General features: G+C 58.8%; 14 protein-coding genes. 4 read left to right on the top strand and 10 right to left on the bottom strand.

The window, feature by feature from the left end; genetic code table 11:
* Positions 1 to 66: 66 nt before the first annotated feature.
* The 10 genes from J7413_RS14115 to rlmJ all read right to left on the bottom strand — a co-directional run bounded on the left by J7413_RS14115 (position 67) and on the right by rlmJ (position 12,189).
* Positions 67 to 2,061 (bottom strand): multiheme c-type cytochrome, encoded by a 1,995-nt coding sequence (locus J7413_RS14115; protein ID WP_209099270.1) that lies wholly within the window; start codon positions 2,059 to 2,061, stop codon positions 67 to 69.
* Between the two features lie 10 nt (positions 2,062 to 2,071).
* Positions 2,072 to 3,352: a BatD family protein gene (locus tag J7413_RS14110; RefSeq protein ID WP_209099269.1), complete on the bottom strand. Its 1,281-nt coding sequence runs from the start codon at positions 3,350 to 3,352 to the stop codon at positions 2,072 to 2,074.
* Positions 3,353 to 3,357: 5 nt separating this feature from the next.
* Positions 3,358 to 4,956 carry a VWA domain-containing protein gene (locus J7413_RS14105; protein WP_209099268.1) on the bottom strand — a complete coding sequence of 533 codons (1,599 nt, stop codon included), beginning with the start codon at positions 4,954 to 4,956 and terminating at the stop codon, positions 3,358 to 3,360.
* Positions 4,953 to 5,936 (bottom strand): VWA domain-containing protein, encoded by a 984-nt coding sequence (locus tag J7413_RS14100; protein ID WP_209099260.1) that lies wholly within the window; start codon positions 5,934 to 5,936, stop codon positions 4,953 to 4,955. The genes J7413_RS14105 and J7413_RS14100 overlap by 4 nt, the downstream gene beginning before the upstream one ends.
* Entirely contained in the window at positions 5,929 to 6,459 is a 531-nt protein-coding gene (locus tag J7413_RS14095; RefSeq protein WP_209099259.1) for a DUF4381 domain-containing protein, read from the bottom strand. The genes J7413_RS14100 and J7413_RS14095 overlap by 8 nt, the downstream gene beginning before the upstream one ends.
* On the bottom strand, positions 6,456 to 7,439 hold the full coding sequence (locus tag J7413_RS14090) for a DUF58 domain-containing protein (RefSeq protein WP_209099258.1): 984 nt from the start codon (positions 7,437 to 7,439) through the stop codon (positions 6,456 to 6,458). Before J7413_RS14090 ends, J7413_RS14095 begins: the two co-directional genes overlap by 4 nt.
* Positions 7,440 to 7,455: 16 nt before the next feature.
* On the bottom strand, positions 7,456 to 8,445 hold the full coding sequence (locus J7413_RS14085; RefSeq protein ID WP_209099257.1) for a MoxR family ATPase: 990 nt from the start codon (positions 8,443 to 8,445) through the stop codon (positions 7,456 to 7,458).
* A gap of 8 nt (positions 8,446 to 8,453) precedes the next feature.
* On the bottom strand, positions 8,454 to 9,431 hold the full coding sequence (locus J7413_RS14080) for an HAD family hydrolase (RefSeq protein WP_209099593.1): 978 nt from the start codon (positions 9,429 to 9,431) through the stop codon (positions 8,454 to 8,456).
* 110 nt (positions 9,432 to 9,541) lie between these two features.
* Positions 9,542 to 11,131: an arylsulfatase gene (locus tag J7413_RS14075; protein WP_209099256.1), complete on the bottom strand. Its 1,590-nt coding sequence runs from the start codon at positions 11,129 to 11,131 to the stop codon at positions 9,542 to 9,544.
* 266 nt (positions 11,132 to 11,397) lie between these two features.
* Positions 11,398 to 12,189, bottom strand: coding sequence for a 23S rRNA (adenine(2030)-N(6))-methyltransferase RlmJ (rlmJ, locus tag J7413_RS14070; RefSeq protein WP_209099255.1), 792 nt, complete (start codon positions 12,187 to 12,189; stop codon positions 11,398 to 11,400).
* Between the two features lie 242 nt (positions 12,190 to 12,431).
* Here rlmJ and J7413_RS14065 point away from each other — a divergent pair, with 242 nt between their 5' ends.
* The 4 genes from J7413_RS14065 to mrdA all read left to right on the top strand — a co-directional run bounded on the left by J7413_RS14065 (position 12,432) and on the right by mrdA (position 16,919).
* Entirely contained in the window at positions 12,432 to 13,478 is a 1,047-nt protein-coding gene (locus J7413_RS14065) for a rod shape-determining protein (protein ID WP_271310823.1), read from the top strand.
* Positions 13,479 to 13,559: 81 nt separating this feature from the next.
* Entirely contained in the window at positions 13,560 to 14,453 is an 894-nt protein-coding gene (gene mreC, locus J7413_RS14060; RefSeq protein ID WP_209099252.1) for a rod shape-determining protein MreC, read from the top strand.
* Complete coding sequence (locus tag J7413_RS14055) at positions 14,446 to 14,979, top strand: rod shape-determining protein MreD (protein ID WP_209099250.1); 534 nt, start codon at positions 14,446 to 14,448, stop codon at positions 14,977 to 14,979. The genes mreC and J7413_RS14055 overlap by 8 nt, the downstream gene beginning before the upstream one ends.
* On the top strand, positions 14,979 to 16,919 hold the full coding sequence (gene mrdA / locus J7413_RS14050; RefSeq protein ID WP_209099248.1) for a penicillin-binding protein 2: 1,941 nt from the start codon (positions 14,979 to 14,981) through the stop codon (positions 16,917 to 16,919). Before J7413_RS14055 ends, mrdA begins: the two co-directional genes overlap by 1 nt.
* Positions 16,920 to 16,923: the final 4 nt, after the last annotated feature.

Genomic DNA, 16,923 nt, shown 5'->3' with positions numbered 1-16,923 from the left:
GCACAGAATTAACAATCTGAAAACCCGGAGATTTTTGCTGTTTCACCGTGAAAGGCAAAAAAGCACTCAGAATTGGCGCTCCAAAGACAGCAAGGTCAGGTCACCGGGATTGAGCGCCAAAGCCCGCTCAAGCGTGTCTTTGGCCGCAGCGCGCCCGCGCAGCTCTGCGGTCAGCCGCACCAAAGTCGCCCAGGCTTGCACGTTTTGCGGATTAATGCGCACCGCTTCCGTCAATGCACCCGCCGCGGATCGCGTGTCGCCAGCAACCATCGCATAGCCTGCCATCTGCAAATGCGCCTCTGCAAAATCCATTTGATTGCGCACCATGCCGCCAAAAGTCTGAAACGCTTGGCGCATGTAGCCACGCAAACTCTCTGGCAAGCGATGTGCGGGCTGGCTCATGATGGCACGTGCCGCCGCGATCCGCACCGCCCGCACATCATCTTGCAATCCCTTTATCAAGTAAGGCGCCGCCGCCACCGCCGCGCGCGATCTGAGCGCTTGAAGCGCGCCAACACGCACCTGTGGGTCTTCGTCTTCCAAAAAGGCACCGATTTCCTGCAGGTTCAAGCTGGTCGCACCTGGCCCCAGCAGCCACAGTGCACTGGCCCGCACCAGATCAGCCTGACTGTCATCCTGCGCCAACGCCAGCAAATCCGCAGCTGCGGCCTGCGGGTTGGCCCGGCCACGCGCCAAGACATCGCCATAGTGGGGCTCGGTCCAGCGCCCATTTGGGAACCAGCCTGCCACCTGATCGGCGGCCCACTCCGCAGATTGATCGCTATGACAGCGCGTGCAGGCATCCGGCGTATCCAGCCGCGCGGACACATCCGGCCTTGGGACACGGAAATTGTGATCTCGACGCCAATCATTGCCCATGTAGACCTGATCCGTCATGTGGCAGTTTACACATTGCGCCCCTTCGCTGCCCTCCGCGTGATGGGTGTGCGCAGGCGATTGGTAGTCCGTCAGGTTCAAGGTTGGAAAATCCGGGTTCCCCGCTTCTGAATGGCACTGCGTACAGATCGCATCCCCCTCCGCCAGCAACTCTGCGCTATGTGGGGTATGGCAATTTGCGCACGTCACGCCCTGCTGATGCATTTTGGATTGCAGGAAAGAGCCATAGACATAAACCTCATCCAGGATCTGCCCGTCGGCATGATACTGGCCGGGGCGCAGCATCGCCAAATTATAAGCATCGGCAAATGCCGTTCCGGGCAACGGATTGCCGTCACCAAAAGCTTCCCGGCGCGCATGGCACCCTGCACATTGCTCCATGGCCGCCTGCGGCTCAGACATATCCGCTGAAAATCCCCAGTCGGTCAAAGCAACTTGATAATGCACCTCAGGCTGACCTGCGACCAAATCCAGATGTGCCTGCCCCGGCCCGTGACAGGCTTCACAGCCCACACCGATTTCCACCTGTGTTGAGGCATAGCGCTTGCGCTGAAAATCATAGTTTTTCTCAAAACCCGTGGCATGACACTCCGCACAGCGCGCGTTCCAGTTCTTGTAAGCCCCAGACCAGTGATAGGCATCTTGCGGCGGCAAATCCTGCTCAGGATAGAGGTGGAACCACCGCTTTTCCTGCACATCCCAAACCACATCGAAACTTTGCAGACGGCCAAGCCCCGTTTCCAAAATCAGATGCTGCAGGGGGAACGTCCCCCCCACAGAGTGCAGTGTGTAAACCGTCTCCACACCGTCTTTTTCGCGCACTGTAACCGTGCGCGCACCCTCTAGGGTGTCAAACTGCGCCCACATCCCATCATGTTCAAAGACTTCCCCTTGAAAGGCTCCGATCAGCACCGCGTCGCTGGGCATGCGCCAGGCTTGGGCATGGTGAGAGGCCCGCCAAGCATCAGTCTCTCCTTCGTGACAAGAAACACAGGTCTCTGACCCAACATAGGCGGGTGCATATGCGGCGTCTGCCTGTTCGGAGGCATTGGCAGTCTGCGCCGCTGCTCCCGTTGCCAGTGCCAGAGACACAAGAGCAACAAAGCCGAATATCGCACCCGCAGGCGTGCGCAAGGCGAGAAACGCCTGCAAAAAATGGGCCATGTCGCTCCCTTTATTTCCTGGCTGCAGACACCGGATTGAGTGCTGCCAAAGCTAGGTGTCTCACACGACGTCCCTTATGCAACGCGCGCCGCAGGTCTTTCAACGCCGCATTTAGCTCACGCCAGTGCGCAGGTTGGTCTGCTGCAGTCTGCGTGCCAAACAACCCGCTGCCAAGCGCCAGAAATGCGTCTTCAACCGCATCCTCCTGGGGCACCGCGTATCCATTCATACGGTCTCGCCAAACAGAAAACGCCGTGCGTGATCCGCTCAAATCATGGCGGCGCACAGAGTCTTTTACTGCGCGCCATGCATATATTTCACTGGCGCGCCACTGGCTTTGCAACCGCCAAAGGCCGCGCAGTATCCGCCCGCGTACGCTCCAAGCGCCCAGCAGCCCAAGCAGGAGCACCGCCCCAACACCAATCAGCCGCAGATCCAAACCTGACCGCGTGTCAGCACCGGGCAACAGCCCTCCGGCTGCAGGCGCGTCCGCATGGACAGCCACCTCCGGCAAAGTCGTCTCCTCCACGCTCTTGGTCTTCAAATTGTACCACTTCAACGTCATCGCTGGCAGCGCGCCATCAACGGCAGCTTCCGCAACATAAACAGTCTTTTCAGAGCGCGTGCCCGAAAGGATCCCACGATCGTCTTTCTCTTCAACGACAGGGCTTTCAGGATAGGCACGCAAACCATCTGGCGCCTGTTCCGGCGTAAGCGGTGGTATGAACAACGGGGAAACACCTTTGATCTCGGCCTGCACAACGCGGGTCAGGCTCCCACCTGCCGCAAGGCCCTCCGCTTCCCCTTCGATATTTTGCGACAAAGTCAGCGACTGCGCAGCAAGGAAGGGATCAAGCCCTTCGGCCCCTTCCGGCAGCACGCCAACCACGGAAATCTCCGGTACGGGCAATTCCGCCTGCTGTACGCCGCCGGCATCGCCCTGATAGGTCACCCGCACAACGCCCGGCGCAATCACAAAACTGCCCGGCACCATCGGTGTGATCTGATAGCGCCGCGAAATCCCTGACCATGTCTCACCGTTCACAGACTTGCTCGTTGGCGAGCTTGCTTTTTCTGGCAAACGCACCATCAGATTGGGGCTTTCCAGATCGGGCCAAACCGGTGGCTCCGGCATGAAGGTCGGCACCAAAACTGTTAACCTCAGCGTGAGGGGCTGCCCCGGTATCGTTTCCGTCTCCTCAAAGACCACGTCCAGTTTTGGCGCATCCTGTGCCAGTGCAAGCCCTGCCCATATCAGCCAAACACTCAAAACGTTCAAAACAAACCGCACGTGCCTTAATCTCCAGTTGGCTGAGCGGCTTCCAAACGAAACCGCTGTCGCAAAAAGTCTTCGGTGCGCGTGTCTACGGTGCGCATCCATTGTTCGGCAGACAGATGACCGCCAGCGGCCTCTTCCTCAGAGGCTTCTATCTGGGTCTCCGCGCCCTGCCCGCTTTCATTGTCAAACACCGTGTCATCGGCGCCGATACCCGACTCTTCGCCAGTGTCTGATTGCGCGCGTGTGGTCTCCACATAGGTCACAATGTCTTTGGCGATGGGCAGGTTTTGCTGCGCACCAGCGTGGTTGGGATCAATCGCCAACGCCCTCTCAAAGGCGCGCACCCCATCCCGATAGCCACGTGATTTCAACTGCGACATGCCTTCGATAAAGGCAGCATCCGCCGTTTCAATTCGCGCCATTTCCTGCGCCGCCGTTTCATATTGCCCATCACGATAAAGCGCGACACCGCGCAAATAAGGGTCTTCAAACCGCGCGGCCGCCGTTTCGTAGTCCTTGCGCTGATAGGCGATCCAGCCCTGCTGATCTGCAGTCAAAAACCAGTCACGCCAGCCTTCGGCCTGTGCTTCGGTTGCAGGCAGCACAAACCAGAGCGCCACGGCCAATTGTGCCGCCCAACGCACAGCCATGCCACGCCGGAACCAAATGAGCAGCAACAGTGCTGCGGGCCAGGCAAACCATGCGCCGCGATCTTCCCAAGGCTGCGCTGCGTCACTCAACTGCGCACGCTGATAGGCTGAGGCCAAAGAGCGCTCAATCGCAGCTACATCGCGCCCATCAGCCGTGACCGCTTGCGAAAAGCTGCCCTCCGGTCCTGCAGGAAGCGCACTGCCATCCGGCAACAAATAGAGAAAGCTCATCGAGGCAACAGAGGCCTGCGCAATCGCCGCCTCTTCATCCTCCTCTGCGCCCTCCGCCGCACCACCATCGCGCCATGCGGTTTCCAGAGCGGTCGCATCTGCCGCAGACAAATCATCGAGCAAAAAGACCACGCCACCGGCAGCGGCCTCCCGCGCCAGCAGGGTGCGCGCCACATCAAAGCCTGCGCCCACATCCTGCCCTTCAATGGGCATCACATCAGGCCGCAACCCCTCCAGATACGGCTGCATCACGCTGGGATCTTCGCTCATCGGCACCACAACATGCGCACTGCCGCCAAAGGCCACAAGCGCCGTACGTGCGCCTGCACGCAACTCCAGCAAATCCCGCGCCTTCTGCTTTGCGCGTTCCAGCCGATCCGGGGCCACATCGGTGGCCTCCATCGAGGGCGACACCTGCAACGCGATCACCAAAGGCGCGGTTTGTGCCGCAAACGGCGCAGGCGCACGTGTCCAGCTTGGCCCTGCGGCGGCGGCAATCAACAAGAGCATCACCAGCGCAATCACGTCAATCGGCTGCACACCTTTGCGGGCGGTCCCCGGCACGGTCAACGCCTGCACCAAATGCGGTGCGATCCAATCCGTCTCACTGGCCTGCGCGCCCTGCCTGCGCCGCATCTGCCACCAGATCCAAAGCACAGGCACAGCCGCAGCAAACACCCAGATACGCAAAAAGTGGAACGCCTCAACATAGACCCAGAACACAGACTCGCTCATGCCGCGTCCCTCCGTGGCATGCGCATCGCTGCCGAAAACAACAGGATCAGCCCGACAAAGACCGCCGCAAGCAACAAGTAGTGCCCCAACGGCTCTTTCTGTCGCCAGCTGATGCTGTCTTCTTCGCGGGGTGTCAGACTGTCAATCTCCGCGTAGATCTGATCGAGCGCTTCCGCATCAGCGGCAAAAAACGCCTGCCCGCCCGTGCGCTCTGCCAGATCAGAAAGCTGCCCCATATCCAGCTGATCTTCACCGCTGGCCTCAGGGTCCCCGACGCCAACTGCAAACATGGTCACGCCGTTGTCCTTGGCAATCTCAGCCGCATTCACAGGGCTCATCCGGCTCGCGGTGTCATTGCCGTCAGACAGTAAAATCAACAGACGCTCGTCGATTTCGCTGGCTTCAAAGGTGCGGATCGCCAAACCAATCGCATCCCCAAGCGCAGTATGCGGCCCAGCCATACCCACCTCTGTTTGGCCAAGCATGGCCCCAACAGTTGCGAGATCCTCGGTCAGTGGCGCCTGCACATAAGCGCGCGAGCCAAACACAATCAACGCCACCCGGTCGCCCTCGCGGCCCTGCAAAAAGGCGCCAACCACATCCTGCACCGCGGCAAACCTTTGTTGCGCGTCGCCATCAGCCCCCGGAAAATCGACAGTGTCCATGGAGCCGGAAATATCGATCGCAAGGATCACATCGCGTGTTGCCTTGGTGATCTCCTGCGGCGGTCCCAGCCGCATCGGCCCACTCAACGCCGCCACCACAAGGCTCCAGATCACAAAGCCCGCCACCAGCGCCCAACGTTTGTGCGCCACCACCATTGCCCCCTCGCGCAGCGAAACGCCCGCCGCCTCTGCCAATGCTTCAAAGAAGGGCAAACGCACAGCAGATTCGCGCTGATGATAGGCAGGCAGCAGCCAACGCACCAAAACCGGTAGCGGCCACAACAACAGTACAAATGGATGGGTCAGCTCAAACATCGCGCCCCTCCAGATCGGAGGCACTCGGGTGGTGTTTGATCCACCACCGCGCCAAATCCTGCAAGTCCGGCCCTGCAGGCACCGGCTCCGGCCGATAAGCCGCCTGCGCCAGCACATGCCCCGCCCCGTTTGAAAACGCCGGTTCGCTGGTCCCTATCGTTGCGTCCAGAAACGCCAGCCAGCGCTCACCGCTGAGCGCGGCCACACGGCTGCGGCCATAAGCGGTCAACGCAGTGCGTTTCAAAAGCGCCGAAATCGCTGCCGCATCTTCAGAAACCTGTTCCAGGGCAACGAGCGCCTCGCGGCGGTAGGCATTGGCCTGATAGCGCTTCCAGATGCGCCAGACCCACGCCATCAGCACCAGTAAGAGCATCCCAGCCAATACGGCCCATCCCACCGTTTGCGGCATCATCGAAACCGCCTCAGGCTCTGGCACCTCTGCCAGCTGATTGATCAGCCCGACAAGACTGTCGGCCTGCGCCTCAGAGGTCTCGGTTGGGGTCTCAGCTGCGGTCTCACTCATCGCCGCGCGCCTCCCATCAGGGCCACAATCTGCGGCAGCGTGTCCTGTGCAGTGGTCAGTGGCAGAACGGACAGTTTCATCTTCTTCTGCCAACCCATCACGAGGTCTGTACGATCCGCAGCCACAGACAAAACCCCTGCCCGCACGCCCTCTGCCGCCATATCAAGCCGCGCCTGCTGCTGACCGTCCGTTCCCGTCACCGCGCCCTGTTCTGGCAAACTCTCAGCGGTGGGGTCTGTCACCAAAGCCAACACAACATCATTGTGCTGCGCAATCGCGCCCATATGGCGCTCTGTTTCCGCATCTGCCGCGTCAAAATCGCTGATCACGATCACCAAATGATCCCGCGTGGCCAACCGAGACACCGCGCGCAGCACCGCATTCATCGCCATCGGTTTCACTTTGGCAGCATCCGCATGCAGCCGCTGATTGGCCTGTGTCAAAACACTCAAGAAGCGGGTCAATGCCGTTGCGCCACGTCCGGGGCGCAACTCTTCAACCGCCTGATCGCCAAAAACAATACCGCCCAGCCGGTCGCCCTGATCAATCACGCGATGCGCCACAATCGCCGCTGTTTCAGCCGCAGTGACCGATTTGGTGTTTTGCACCGTGCCAAAGAACATCGACATGCGCTGATCCACCACGATCAGAGTCGGTCGGTCGCGCTCCTCGTTATAGACCCGCACATAAGGCGCGCCGGATCGCGCGGTGACTTTCCAGTCGATCGCCCGCACATCATCACCGGGCAAATAGTTGCGCAGCTCTTCAAAATCGAGACCCCGCCCGCGTATCCGCGCACGGTGTCTGCCCTGCAACGCAGAGCGTGCAGGCTGGTGCGGCAAGAAAGATATGGCCCGTGCGGCGGCCCGAAAACTCTGCAAATGCGGCAGCGTCACATGCACCCGCAAATCCCAGTCATCCGTCGCCTCAACACTGGCCGCTGATAGCCCCATGCGCGATATGCTGGCGCGGCGGCTCATGGTCAGACGTCCCAGCTCATGGCAAAGCCACCACAGACAAAACGCGCGCGCTCACCTGATCAGCAGAGACACCGCTGCCTTGCGCTTCATAGCTCAGCGCCAAACGGTGGCGTAGCACGTCAGGTGCAATCGCGCGCACATCTTCCGGGTCGACATAATCGCGCCCGGCCAGCCATGCATGCACCCGCGCGCACCGATCAAGCGCCAGCGACGCACGCGGGCTCGCGCCGATGTCGATCCATTTGGCAAGGTCGCCATCAAAGTCTGCCGGCGTCCGTGTGGCCTGCACGATGGTCGCCATATAGGTTTCCATCGCCTCGGCACAATGCAGCGTCGCAATCTCGCGACGCGCTGCAAAAACCACCTCTTGCGACATCGGTGCATCCGCATTGGATGTCTTTTCAGACTGGGTATCAGCCAGCGCCGCCTGCTCTTCGGCGCGCACCAGCCGGATCACCTTCACCTCATCCTCAAGCGGGGGATAGTCAATCCGCACATGCATCAGAAACCGGTCCATCTGCGCCTCAGGCAGCGGATAGGTGCCTTCCTGCTCCACCGGGTTTTGCGTCGCCAGAACCATAAACAGCGGTGCCATCTTGTGGGTTGTCCCCGCAACTGTCACCTGTCGTTCTTCCATCGCCTCAAGCAAGGCCGCCTGCACTTTTGCAGGCGCCCGGTTGATCTCATCCGCCAGCACCAGATTGGCAAAAATCGGACCCGGCTGGAATTTGAATTGGCCGCCGCCTTCGCTTTGGAAATACATCTCCGTGCCGGTCACATCCGCCGGCAACAGGTCTGGTGTGAACTGGATGCGTGCATAGTCACACTCCAGGTTCTTCGCCAAGGCTTTCACCGCGCGCGTTTTTGCAAGCCCCGGCAGGCCTTCCAGCAACAGGTTGCCGTTTGCCAAAAGGCCAATCAACAACCGGTCGATCACATCACGCTGACCAATGATGCTTTCGCCCATCTGGGCCGCAAGGCGCTCAATCTGCTCTCTTGGCGTCATTGTCCTGCTCACTCAGCTTTGGTTTTCGCAAAAACTTTGGACCAGTCCTGTGCCATGTCCACAATCAGCCAGCCGCGATCCGGGCCTTCGTCCAGTCCACGGTTCAAGACGCCGATATGCCCTTCACGATCATAGGCCCATTCACGCTCTGCATCTGTGTGATGCACATACAGACCCAGACGCGCGCCCTCACCAGAGGTCGAAAACTCCAGCATCTCAAAATCACCATCAGAGTTGCCGCCTGCCAAAATCGGCTGTTTGCCAATATGGTGCATGATCCCGATCGGCTTGCCCGCTTTATCATCGTTGAAGAACAGCTCCGCGCCCTTCATGATCACCGGCACGCCATCCACAACTTCATAAGTCGACGTGATAGAGCTGCCGATCACCTGATTGGGGGGAATGCCATAGGCATCCTCCGCAAAGACCCGCATAAACTGAATACCGCCGCCGGAAACGATATAGGTCGCAAACCCTTCATCCCGCAGATAGCGCAAAAGCTCCAGCATCGGCTGATAGGTCATCTCATCATAGCGCAGGCCAGTTTTGGGGTGACGCGCCTCCTCCAACCAAGCCGTAACATCCTGTTGGAACTGGTAGAGTGACACTTCGGTATGAGAGGCCGCAAGCACCTCAATCAGACCTTCTTTGCCAGTCGCTGCCAGCGCCTCATAGTCGCCTGCCGCCGCTGCACGCAGCGCGTCGCTGGTCAAAATCGACGGATCCTGCTCCGCCAATTTGGCAACCTGATCGACCGCAAAAATCAATTGGAAATACACCGGCTGTTCGGCCCAAAGCGTGCCATCATTGTCAAAGGTCGCAATGCGATCTGCCGGGGTCACATAGTCTTCAGAGGCAGGATCGGTCACAGCCTCAACAAAGGAAATGATCCGCGCTTTTGCGTCAGTATCGTTCCACGAGGGCAAAGGATCTGCCAGCGCCATTCCAGAGGTTACTCCAACGCCACTCACAACAAAGGCGGCCATATGCGCAAGCTTTCGCATCACCCAATCACTCCAAAGAAAAAATAGTGAAAATCTTGGTGCCACCCCGCAATCGCGGGATGGCATTTTGTCAAACTCAGATCAGCTCAGGATCAGTCACCAATTGGCGAAGACATTTTTTCCATCACCTGATCCAGGCTGAAGCTTGCCGCTTTCTGACGTGGCGGGAATTCCTGGAATGTGGCCAGGAACTGCCCCACATACTGCTGCGCAGGCACGAGGAAGTACGCACGATCCAGCAGCCAGTCATAGTAGGTGTTGGAAGTCTGATAGGCACGCTCATATGGGTCGCGACGCAGGTTCATGATCAGAGGCAGACGCAGCACGGTGAACGGTTCGATCCATGCGCGCAGCGTTTTGTACTCTTTCTGCTCCATAAAGATGAACTTCCAGTCCTGATAACGCAGCGCGGTCAGGTCGCCATCGTCAGAGAAGTAGAAGATCTCGTTACGCGGGCTTTCAGTCGTCTCACCGGTCAGCATTGGCAGGATGTTGTAGCCATCCAGGTGCACCTTGTACTCACGACCAATCGCCTGAACACCCCCAGCTTTCAGTTCTTCCTTGATGTCGGGACGGCCAGCCGCCGCCAGAAGGGTTGGGAACCAATCCATGTGGTGCACGATTTCGTTGCTCACAGAACCTGCTTCGATTTTGCCAGGCCAACGCACCATGGACGGCACACGCCAGCCACCTTCGTAATTGGTGTTTTTCTCACCAAAGAAAGGGGTGGATGCCGCATCAGGCCAGGTGTTGTAGTGGGGGCCGTTGTCGGTGGAATAGTGAACGATGGTGTTGTCTGCGATGCCCAGCTCGTCCAGCAGGTCAAGCAATTGGCCGACATGCATGTCGTGCTCAATCATACCGGCAGAGTATTCATCCAGGGACTTACCAGTGATCTGGTTGGCTTTCTCGCGCATGGTCTCCTGCACGTGAGTACGGAAGTGCATGCGTGTACCGTTCCACCAAACGTAGAAAGGTTTGCCCTGATCATTGGCGCGTTTGATAAAGTCGATGGCAGCCGCCAGCGTTTCTTCATCTACGGTTTCCATACGCTTTTTGGTCAGCGGGCCGGTGTCTTCGATTTCGCCATCCGCAGAAGACTTAATCACACCACGTGGGCCAAACGCTTCGCGGAAAGTGCGGCCATCAGGCAGCACGGTGTCGCCTGGGTAGTCAACGTTTTCGGGCTCTTCTTCGGCATTCAGGTGGTAGAGGTTGCCAAAGAATTCGTCAAAACCGTGGTTCGTCGGCAGGTGCTCATCCTTGTCGCCAAGGTGGTTTTTGCCGAACTGACCGGTCGCGTAGCCTTCCGCTTTCAGCATGCCTGCGATGGTCGGATCTTCCTCTTGCATGCCAAGCTCAGCGCCCGGAAGGCCCACTTTGGAAAGCCCGGTGCGGAACACCGATTGCCCCATGATGTAGGACGCACGGCCAGCGGTACAGGACTGCTCACCATAGTAATCGGTAAAGATCATACCTTCGTTTGCAACACGGTCGATGTTGGGTGTGCGATAGCCCATCATGCCCATGGTGTAGGCGGAGATGTTGGACTGGCCAATGTCATCGCCCCAAATCACCAGGATGTTTGGTTTGTCTTGCGCCGACACGGCTGTTGCAACTGTCGTTAGAACCGCTGCGACCGCCGAAAACGCTCGGACGGTCTTAAGAGGCGATAATATCATCGCTCAGAACTCCTTAAAAAAATACACCTGCACTCTATGAAACGATGGTTTTGTCGAAAAGTCCAAAAAAATCAGGCAAGTGTAACGTGCGCCGTTTTCGATTATCCACCCAAGGTTGTCAACCCGCCACTCCATACACACAAGGTAAGGTTTTCAATCCCTGCGCGCATAAATATTTAATTTTCAACAGGTTTTTCCAGCGAACAGACACGCCATCGCCCTTGCTGCATAGCGTGAGCCGCGCGGATATGCAGCCAGTGTGGCGCTCAGGAGCGGCGTGCCAAAGCGTCAAATCTTGCGGTCAGATGAGCGGCTTCTTGCTCAAGACCGAACGGCGCGTTCACGATGAACATGCCTGATCCAATCATACGATGGGTCTCGCGCGCTGCTGGAAAGGTCACTTCGTGATGCAACACTTTCGGCAACGCCTTTTCTTTCAAGCCATCGATCATCGGCCGATGCAGCCCATCGCGTAGAATCGGGTACCATAACGCGATCACACCCACATTCCACTTGCGATGCAACTGGGCAATGATGTTGGGTAACACCTTGTAATCACTTTTAATCTCATAGCTCGGGTCGATCAGCAGCACGCCGCGCCTTGGCGTCGGCGGGCAAATGCCCATCACGGTTTCAAACCCGTCTTTTTGATGCACTTTCGCCCCGCTGCCCCGCATCGCCCCACGCAACGCGGTGGCTTCTTGGGGATGCAACTCACAGAACTGCAGCGTGTCATCTGTGCGCGTGAGGGCTGCCGCCAAAGCCGGCGATCCGGGATAGGCTGCCGCCCCATGTTTCGCGCGCACCGCCTCCAGCGCCCGCATGTAGGGGTGGTCTTTGTCAAACCAGTCTTCGGCGCGCCCAATGCCAGCAACCGCCTCCCCCGTCTTGACCGCCGCTTCTGCATCCAGCTGGTAAACCCCGCGCCCGGCATGGGTTTCAAGGTAGCTCAACGGTTTGGGCTTTTGCACCATATAGTTGAGCATAACCGCCAAAAGCGCATGCTTCTGAACATCTGCAAGATTTCCGGCGTGATAGATATGTTGGTATGACAGCATGCGCGCCTTGTATCGAAGAGCCGCCGTGCTGCCCAGCGGTTAAAACAGGTTTTCCCACGGGCCTGCGAGCCACACCGCCAGAAAGCTCCTAGGTTGCGCGCATCGCAAAGTGGCGCCAGCCTAATTTCGTGGCAGAATGTTGCCTTCCACCCATCCGGGGCCTTTAACAAAGTGTTTCCTCTTCCTATAAGGAGACGCCTGCGATTACAGAGTCGCATGCCAAGGGACAATTTTGGGAACGAATTCATATGCTGGGAAATTTGGGCGGCCTGTTTACATCTGACATGGCGATCGACCTGGGAACGGCGAACACGCTGGTCTATGTCAAAGGCAAAGGCGTCATTCTCAGCGAACCTTCCGTGGTGGCCTATCACGTCAAAGATGGTGTGAAAAAAGTCCTCGCCGTTGGCGAAGACGCCAAGCTGATGCTCGGCCGCACCCCCGGCAGCATCGAAGCCATCCGCCCAATGCGCGACGGTGTGATCGCTGATTTTGACACCGCCGAAGAAATGATCAAGCACTTCATTCGCAAAGTGCACAAACGCTCCACGTTCTCAAAGCCCAAGATCATTGTGTGCGTCCCACATGGCGCGACCCCTGTTGAAAAGCGTGCCATCCGGCAGTCGGTTCTTTCCGCAGGCGCCCGGCGCGCTGGCCTGATCGCAGAACCGATCGCAGCGGCCATCGGCGCAGGTATGCCCATCACGGATCCAACCGGGAACATGGTTGTCGATATCGGTGGCGGCACAACCGAAGTGGCGGTTCTGTCTTTGGGTGATATCGTGTACGCCCGCTCCGTGCGCGTCGGTGGTGACCGCATGGACGAAGCCATCATCAACTATCTTCGTCGCCAGCAAAATCTGCTGGTCGGCGAAGCCACCGCCGAACGCATCAAAACCTCCATCGGCACGGCGCGTATGCCAGATGACGGCCGAGGCGCATCCATGCAAATCCGGGGCCGTGACTTGCTCAACGGCGTCCCCAAAGAGACCGAAATCAGCCAGGCGCAGGTTGCCGAAGCTTTGGCTGAACCGGTGCAGCAGATCTGCGAGGCAGTGATGACCGCTCTCGAAGCCACCCCGCCTGATCTCGCCGCTGATATTGTGGACCGTGGTGTCATGCTCACCGGTGGCGGTGCGCTGCTCGGTGATCTGGATCTTGCCTTGCGTGAGCAGACCGGTCTTGCCGTTTCCATTGCCGATGAAAGCCTCAACTGTGTGGCCATGGGCACCGGCAAAGCGCTGGAATACGAAAAACAGCTGCGTCACGCGATCGACTACGACAGCTAATTTTTCCAAAATACGCGGCCGGTTTGGCGAGAGCCATCCGGCGGTGTAGTATGGGACACACCCAAAATCACCGGAGGCATCTTGGCCAGAGACCGCAACCAGGGCGAGGATTTTTCCGCACCGCTTCGGCGGCTCCTTCTTGGCGTGCTTCTGCTGATCCTGATCGGGATCTTTCTGGTCTGGCGCATTGACAGCCCACGTGTGGAGCGTTTCCGCGCGCAGATCACTGATGCGGTTGTTCCGAATTTTGACTGGGCCATGGCGCCCGTCACCGGGACTGTGAATTTGCTGCGCGATTTTCAAAGCTATCAGCGCATAGCAGACCAAAACCGTGAGCTGCGTCGCGAACTTCAGCAGATGAAAGCCTGGAAAGAAGCTGCCATCCAGCTGCGTCAGGAAAATGCGCGCTTGCTGGATCTCAACAATGTGCGTCTTGATCCCCAGCTCACCTATATCACCGGCGTGGTTCTGGCCGACAGCGGCTCTCCTTTCCGTCAGTCCGTCCTTCTCAACATCGGCGCGCGCGATGGAATCGTCGACGGCTGGGCGGCCATGGACGGCATCGGCCTTGTGGGGCGCATTTCTGGCGTTGGGGCCTCGTCCTCGCGCGTGATGTTGCTCACCGACAGCTCCAGCCGCATTCCCGCCCGCATTCAACCCTCAGGCCAGTCCGCCTTGATCGTCGGCGACAACACCGTTGCGCCGCATGTCGACTTTTTGGAAACACCTGATCTGGTCCGCCCCGGCGACCGTGTGGTCACCTCTGGCGACGGCGGGGTCTTCCCGGGAGGGCTGCTGATTGGCCAGGTTGCCACCGACCCGTCCGGCCGACTGCGTGTCCGCCTGGCCGCTGATTATGAACGGCTCGAGTTTCTGCGCGTGCTGCGCCACCATGGTCAGGAAACCCCCGGAACCACAGGCACTCTGATCGCACCGCTGACCCCAGAGGTGTTTGTGGAAGAGACTGATGGCTGAGACGGCCCCCTCCCGCAAATGGATGATGCGTGGCGTCTTTGCGATGCTGAGCCTGGCGCTGCTATTTGCGCAACTTTTGCCGCTGGAAACCTCACCACGCCGATGGGCAGGCCCCGATTTCATGGTGGTGCTCACCCTTGTCTGGGCCCTGCGCAAACCCGAGTATGTTCCGAGCTGGCTTGTCGCGATCGTATTTCTGCTCGCGGATTTTTTATTGTTGCGCCCACCGGGTCTGGCTGCCGCCATCGTGCTGTTGGTCTCAGAGGTGCAGCGCAATCGCTCCTTTCGCCTGCGCGAAGCCACCTTTGCTTATGAGTGGCTCACCGCCTCGGGTTTCATGCTTGTGATCGCCGTAAGCTACCGCGTTATCGCGAGCCTCATGCTGTTGCCGGTTCCGCCACTCGGGCTTATGTTGATGCAAGTGATCATGAACATTGCGATCTATCCTGTAATTGTGGTGCTTTCTCACTTTCTCTTTGGCGTCCGGCGCACAACGGCACCGGACGGTGGCTTGGGGGCAAACTGATGCGCAAAACACCGACTGAGCTGACAGAAACACACCGTCGTTTCTCCCGTCGGGCGCTGCTCCTGGGAGGCAGCATGGCCGCTTTCATGACCGGTCTTGGCTTTCGCATGCGCCACTTGCAGCTTGATCAGTCGGATGAATACCGCCTGCTGGCCGAAGAAAATCGCATCAACATCCGTTTGATACCTCCCGCACGCGGCGAAATCTTTGATCGCAACGGCATCGTACTGGCCCGCAATGAACCCTCCTACCGGATCATTCTGGTGCCCGAAGACACCGACGATGTGGATAAGGTCATCGCCAAACTCGCCACCTTGGTAGAGCTGGATCCAGACGAGTTGGACCGCGCGATGACAGAAATGCGCCGCTCTCCCCCCTTCCTGCCCATCACCATCGCAGATCGTGTGAGTTGGGAAGAGCTCTCGCGGGTTGCCGTCAACACCCCCGCCCTTCCCGGCATCACCCCCGAAGTGGGCCTGTCGCGCTATTACCCGCTCAAAGACGATCTCGCCCATGTGCTTGGCTATGTTGGCCCGATCTCTGACTATGACCTCTCAAAAATCGACAACCCGGATCAGCTGCTGCGCATTCCGAGGTTTCAGATTGGCAAAGTGGGTCTTGAAGGCCGCATGGAAGATGATTTGCGCGGCACCGCCGGAACCAAACAGGTGGAGGTCAACGCGGTTGGCCGTGTGATGCGCGAACTCGACCGCCGCGAAGGCGAACAAGGCGATGATGTCCAACTGACCATTGATCACGCGCTGCAATCTTACGCGCAGGCCCGCCTCGGAGACGAAAGCGCCGCAGCCGTGGTCATGGACTGTGAAACAGGCGATCTTTTGGCAATCGCCTCAGCGCCCTCCTTTGATCCAAATCTCTTTGTCGAAGGCATCTCCGTCGCCGACTACGGCAAACTGACCAGCGATGATCACCGCCCCCTTGCCGCCAAATCGGTGCAGGGCACTTACCCTCCGGGCTCTACCTTCAAGATGATCACCGCGCTCGCGGCCTTGGAAGCGGGCATCGTCGGCTTTGAAGACACCGTCTATTGTCCGGGTCATATGAAAATTTCCAACCGTCGCTTCCACTGTTGGAAGCGCGGTGGCCATGGGCATATGAATCTTGTGCAAGCCTTACGCGAAAGCTGCGATGTCTATTTCTACGACCTCGCGATTCAGGTTGGCATCGACAAAATGTCTGAGGTCGCCGCCCGATTTGGCATCGGCCAGAAATTTGACCTGCCCTTGTCAGGTGTGGCGCGCGGCCTCAATCCCTCGCGGGAGTGGAAATCCTCGGTACGAGGACAGGATTGGGTGGTGGGGGACACCGCCAACGCCTCCATCGGGCAGGGTTTCGTTCTTGCTTCCCCGCTGCAATTGGCGGTGATGACAGCGCGACTGGCCACCGGCAAAGCCATCCCACCGCGTCTTGTGAAATCCATCAACGGTGTCGAACAACCCGTGCCTGACATGCCCGAACTCGACATCAACCCAGCCCATCTCGCCGAGGTGCAGCGTGGGATGTACGCCGTGTCCAATCACCGGCGAGGCACAGCCTACAGCCAGCGCATCATCGAGGATCGCTATCGCATCGCGGGCAAAACAGGCACCTCGCAGGTGCGCAACATCACTGCGGCCGAACGCGCCCGCGGTGTGACCCGCAACGAAGACCTGCCATGGGGGCGTCGCGACCACGGGCTCTTTGTGAACTACGCCCCCTTTGACAACCCCAAAATCGCCGTGGCGGTAGTGGTCGAACACGGCAGCGGCTCCAAAGCAGCCACACCAATTGGCCGCGACATCACGCTTCAGGCGCTTTATGGCGGCCCGCCCCCTCTGACGGCCTATCCAGCCAAAGACCGCGAGAAAATCAAAGCGCAGCAAAAAGAGATGGAAAAACTCGCACCAAACCGGGAAATCACCCGACGCAATCGGGCCTGATCGG

The organism is Shimia sp. R10_1 (assembly GCF_017744095.1).
Taxonomy (GTDB): Bacteria; Pseudomonadota; Alphaproteobacteria; order Rhodobacterales; family Rhodobacteraceae; genus Shimia.
The sequence above is the reverse complement of the archived record's forward strand: the minus strand, read 5'-3'. Positions and strand labels throughout refer to the sequence as shown.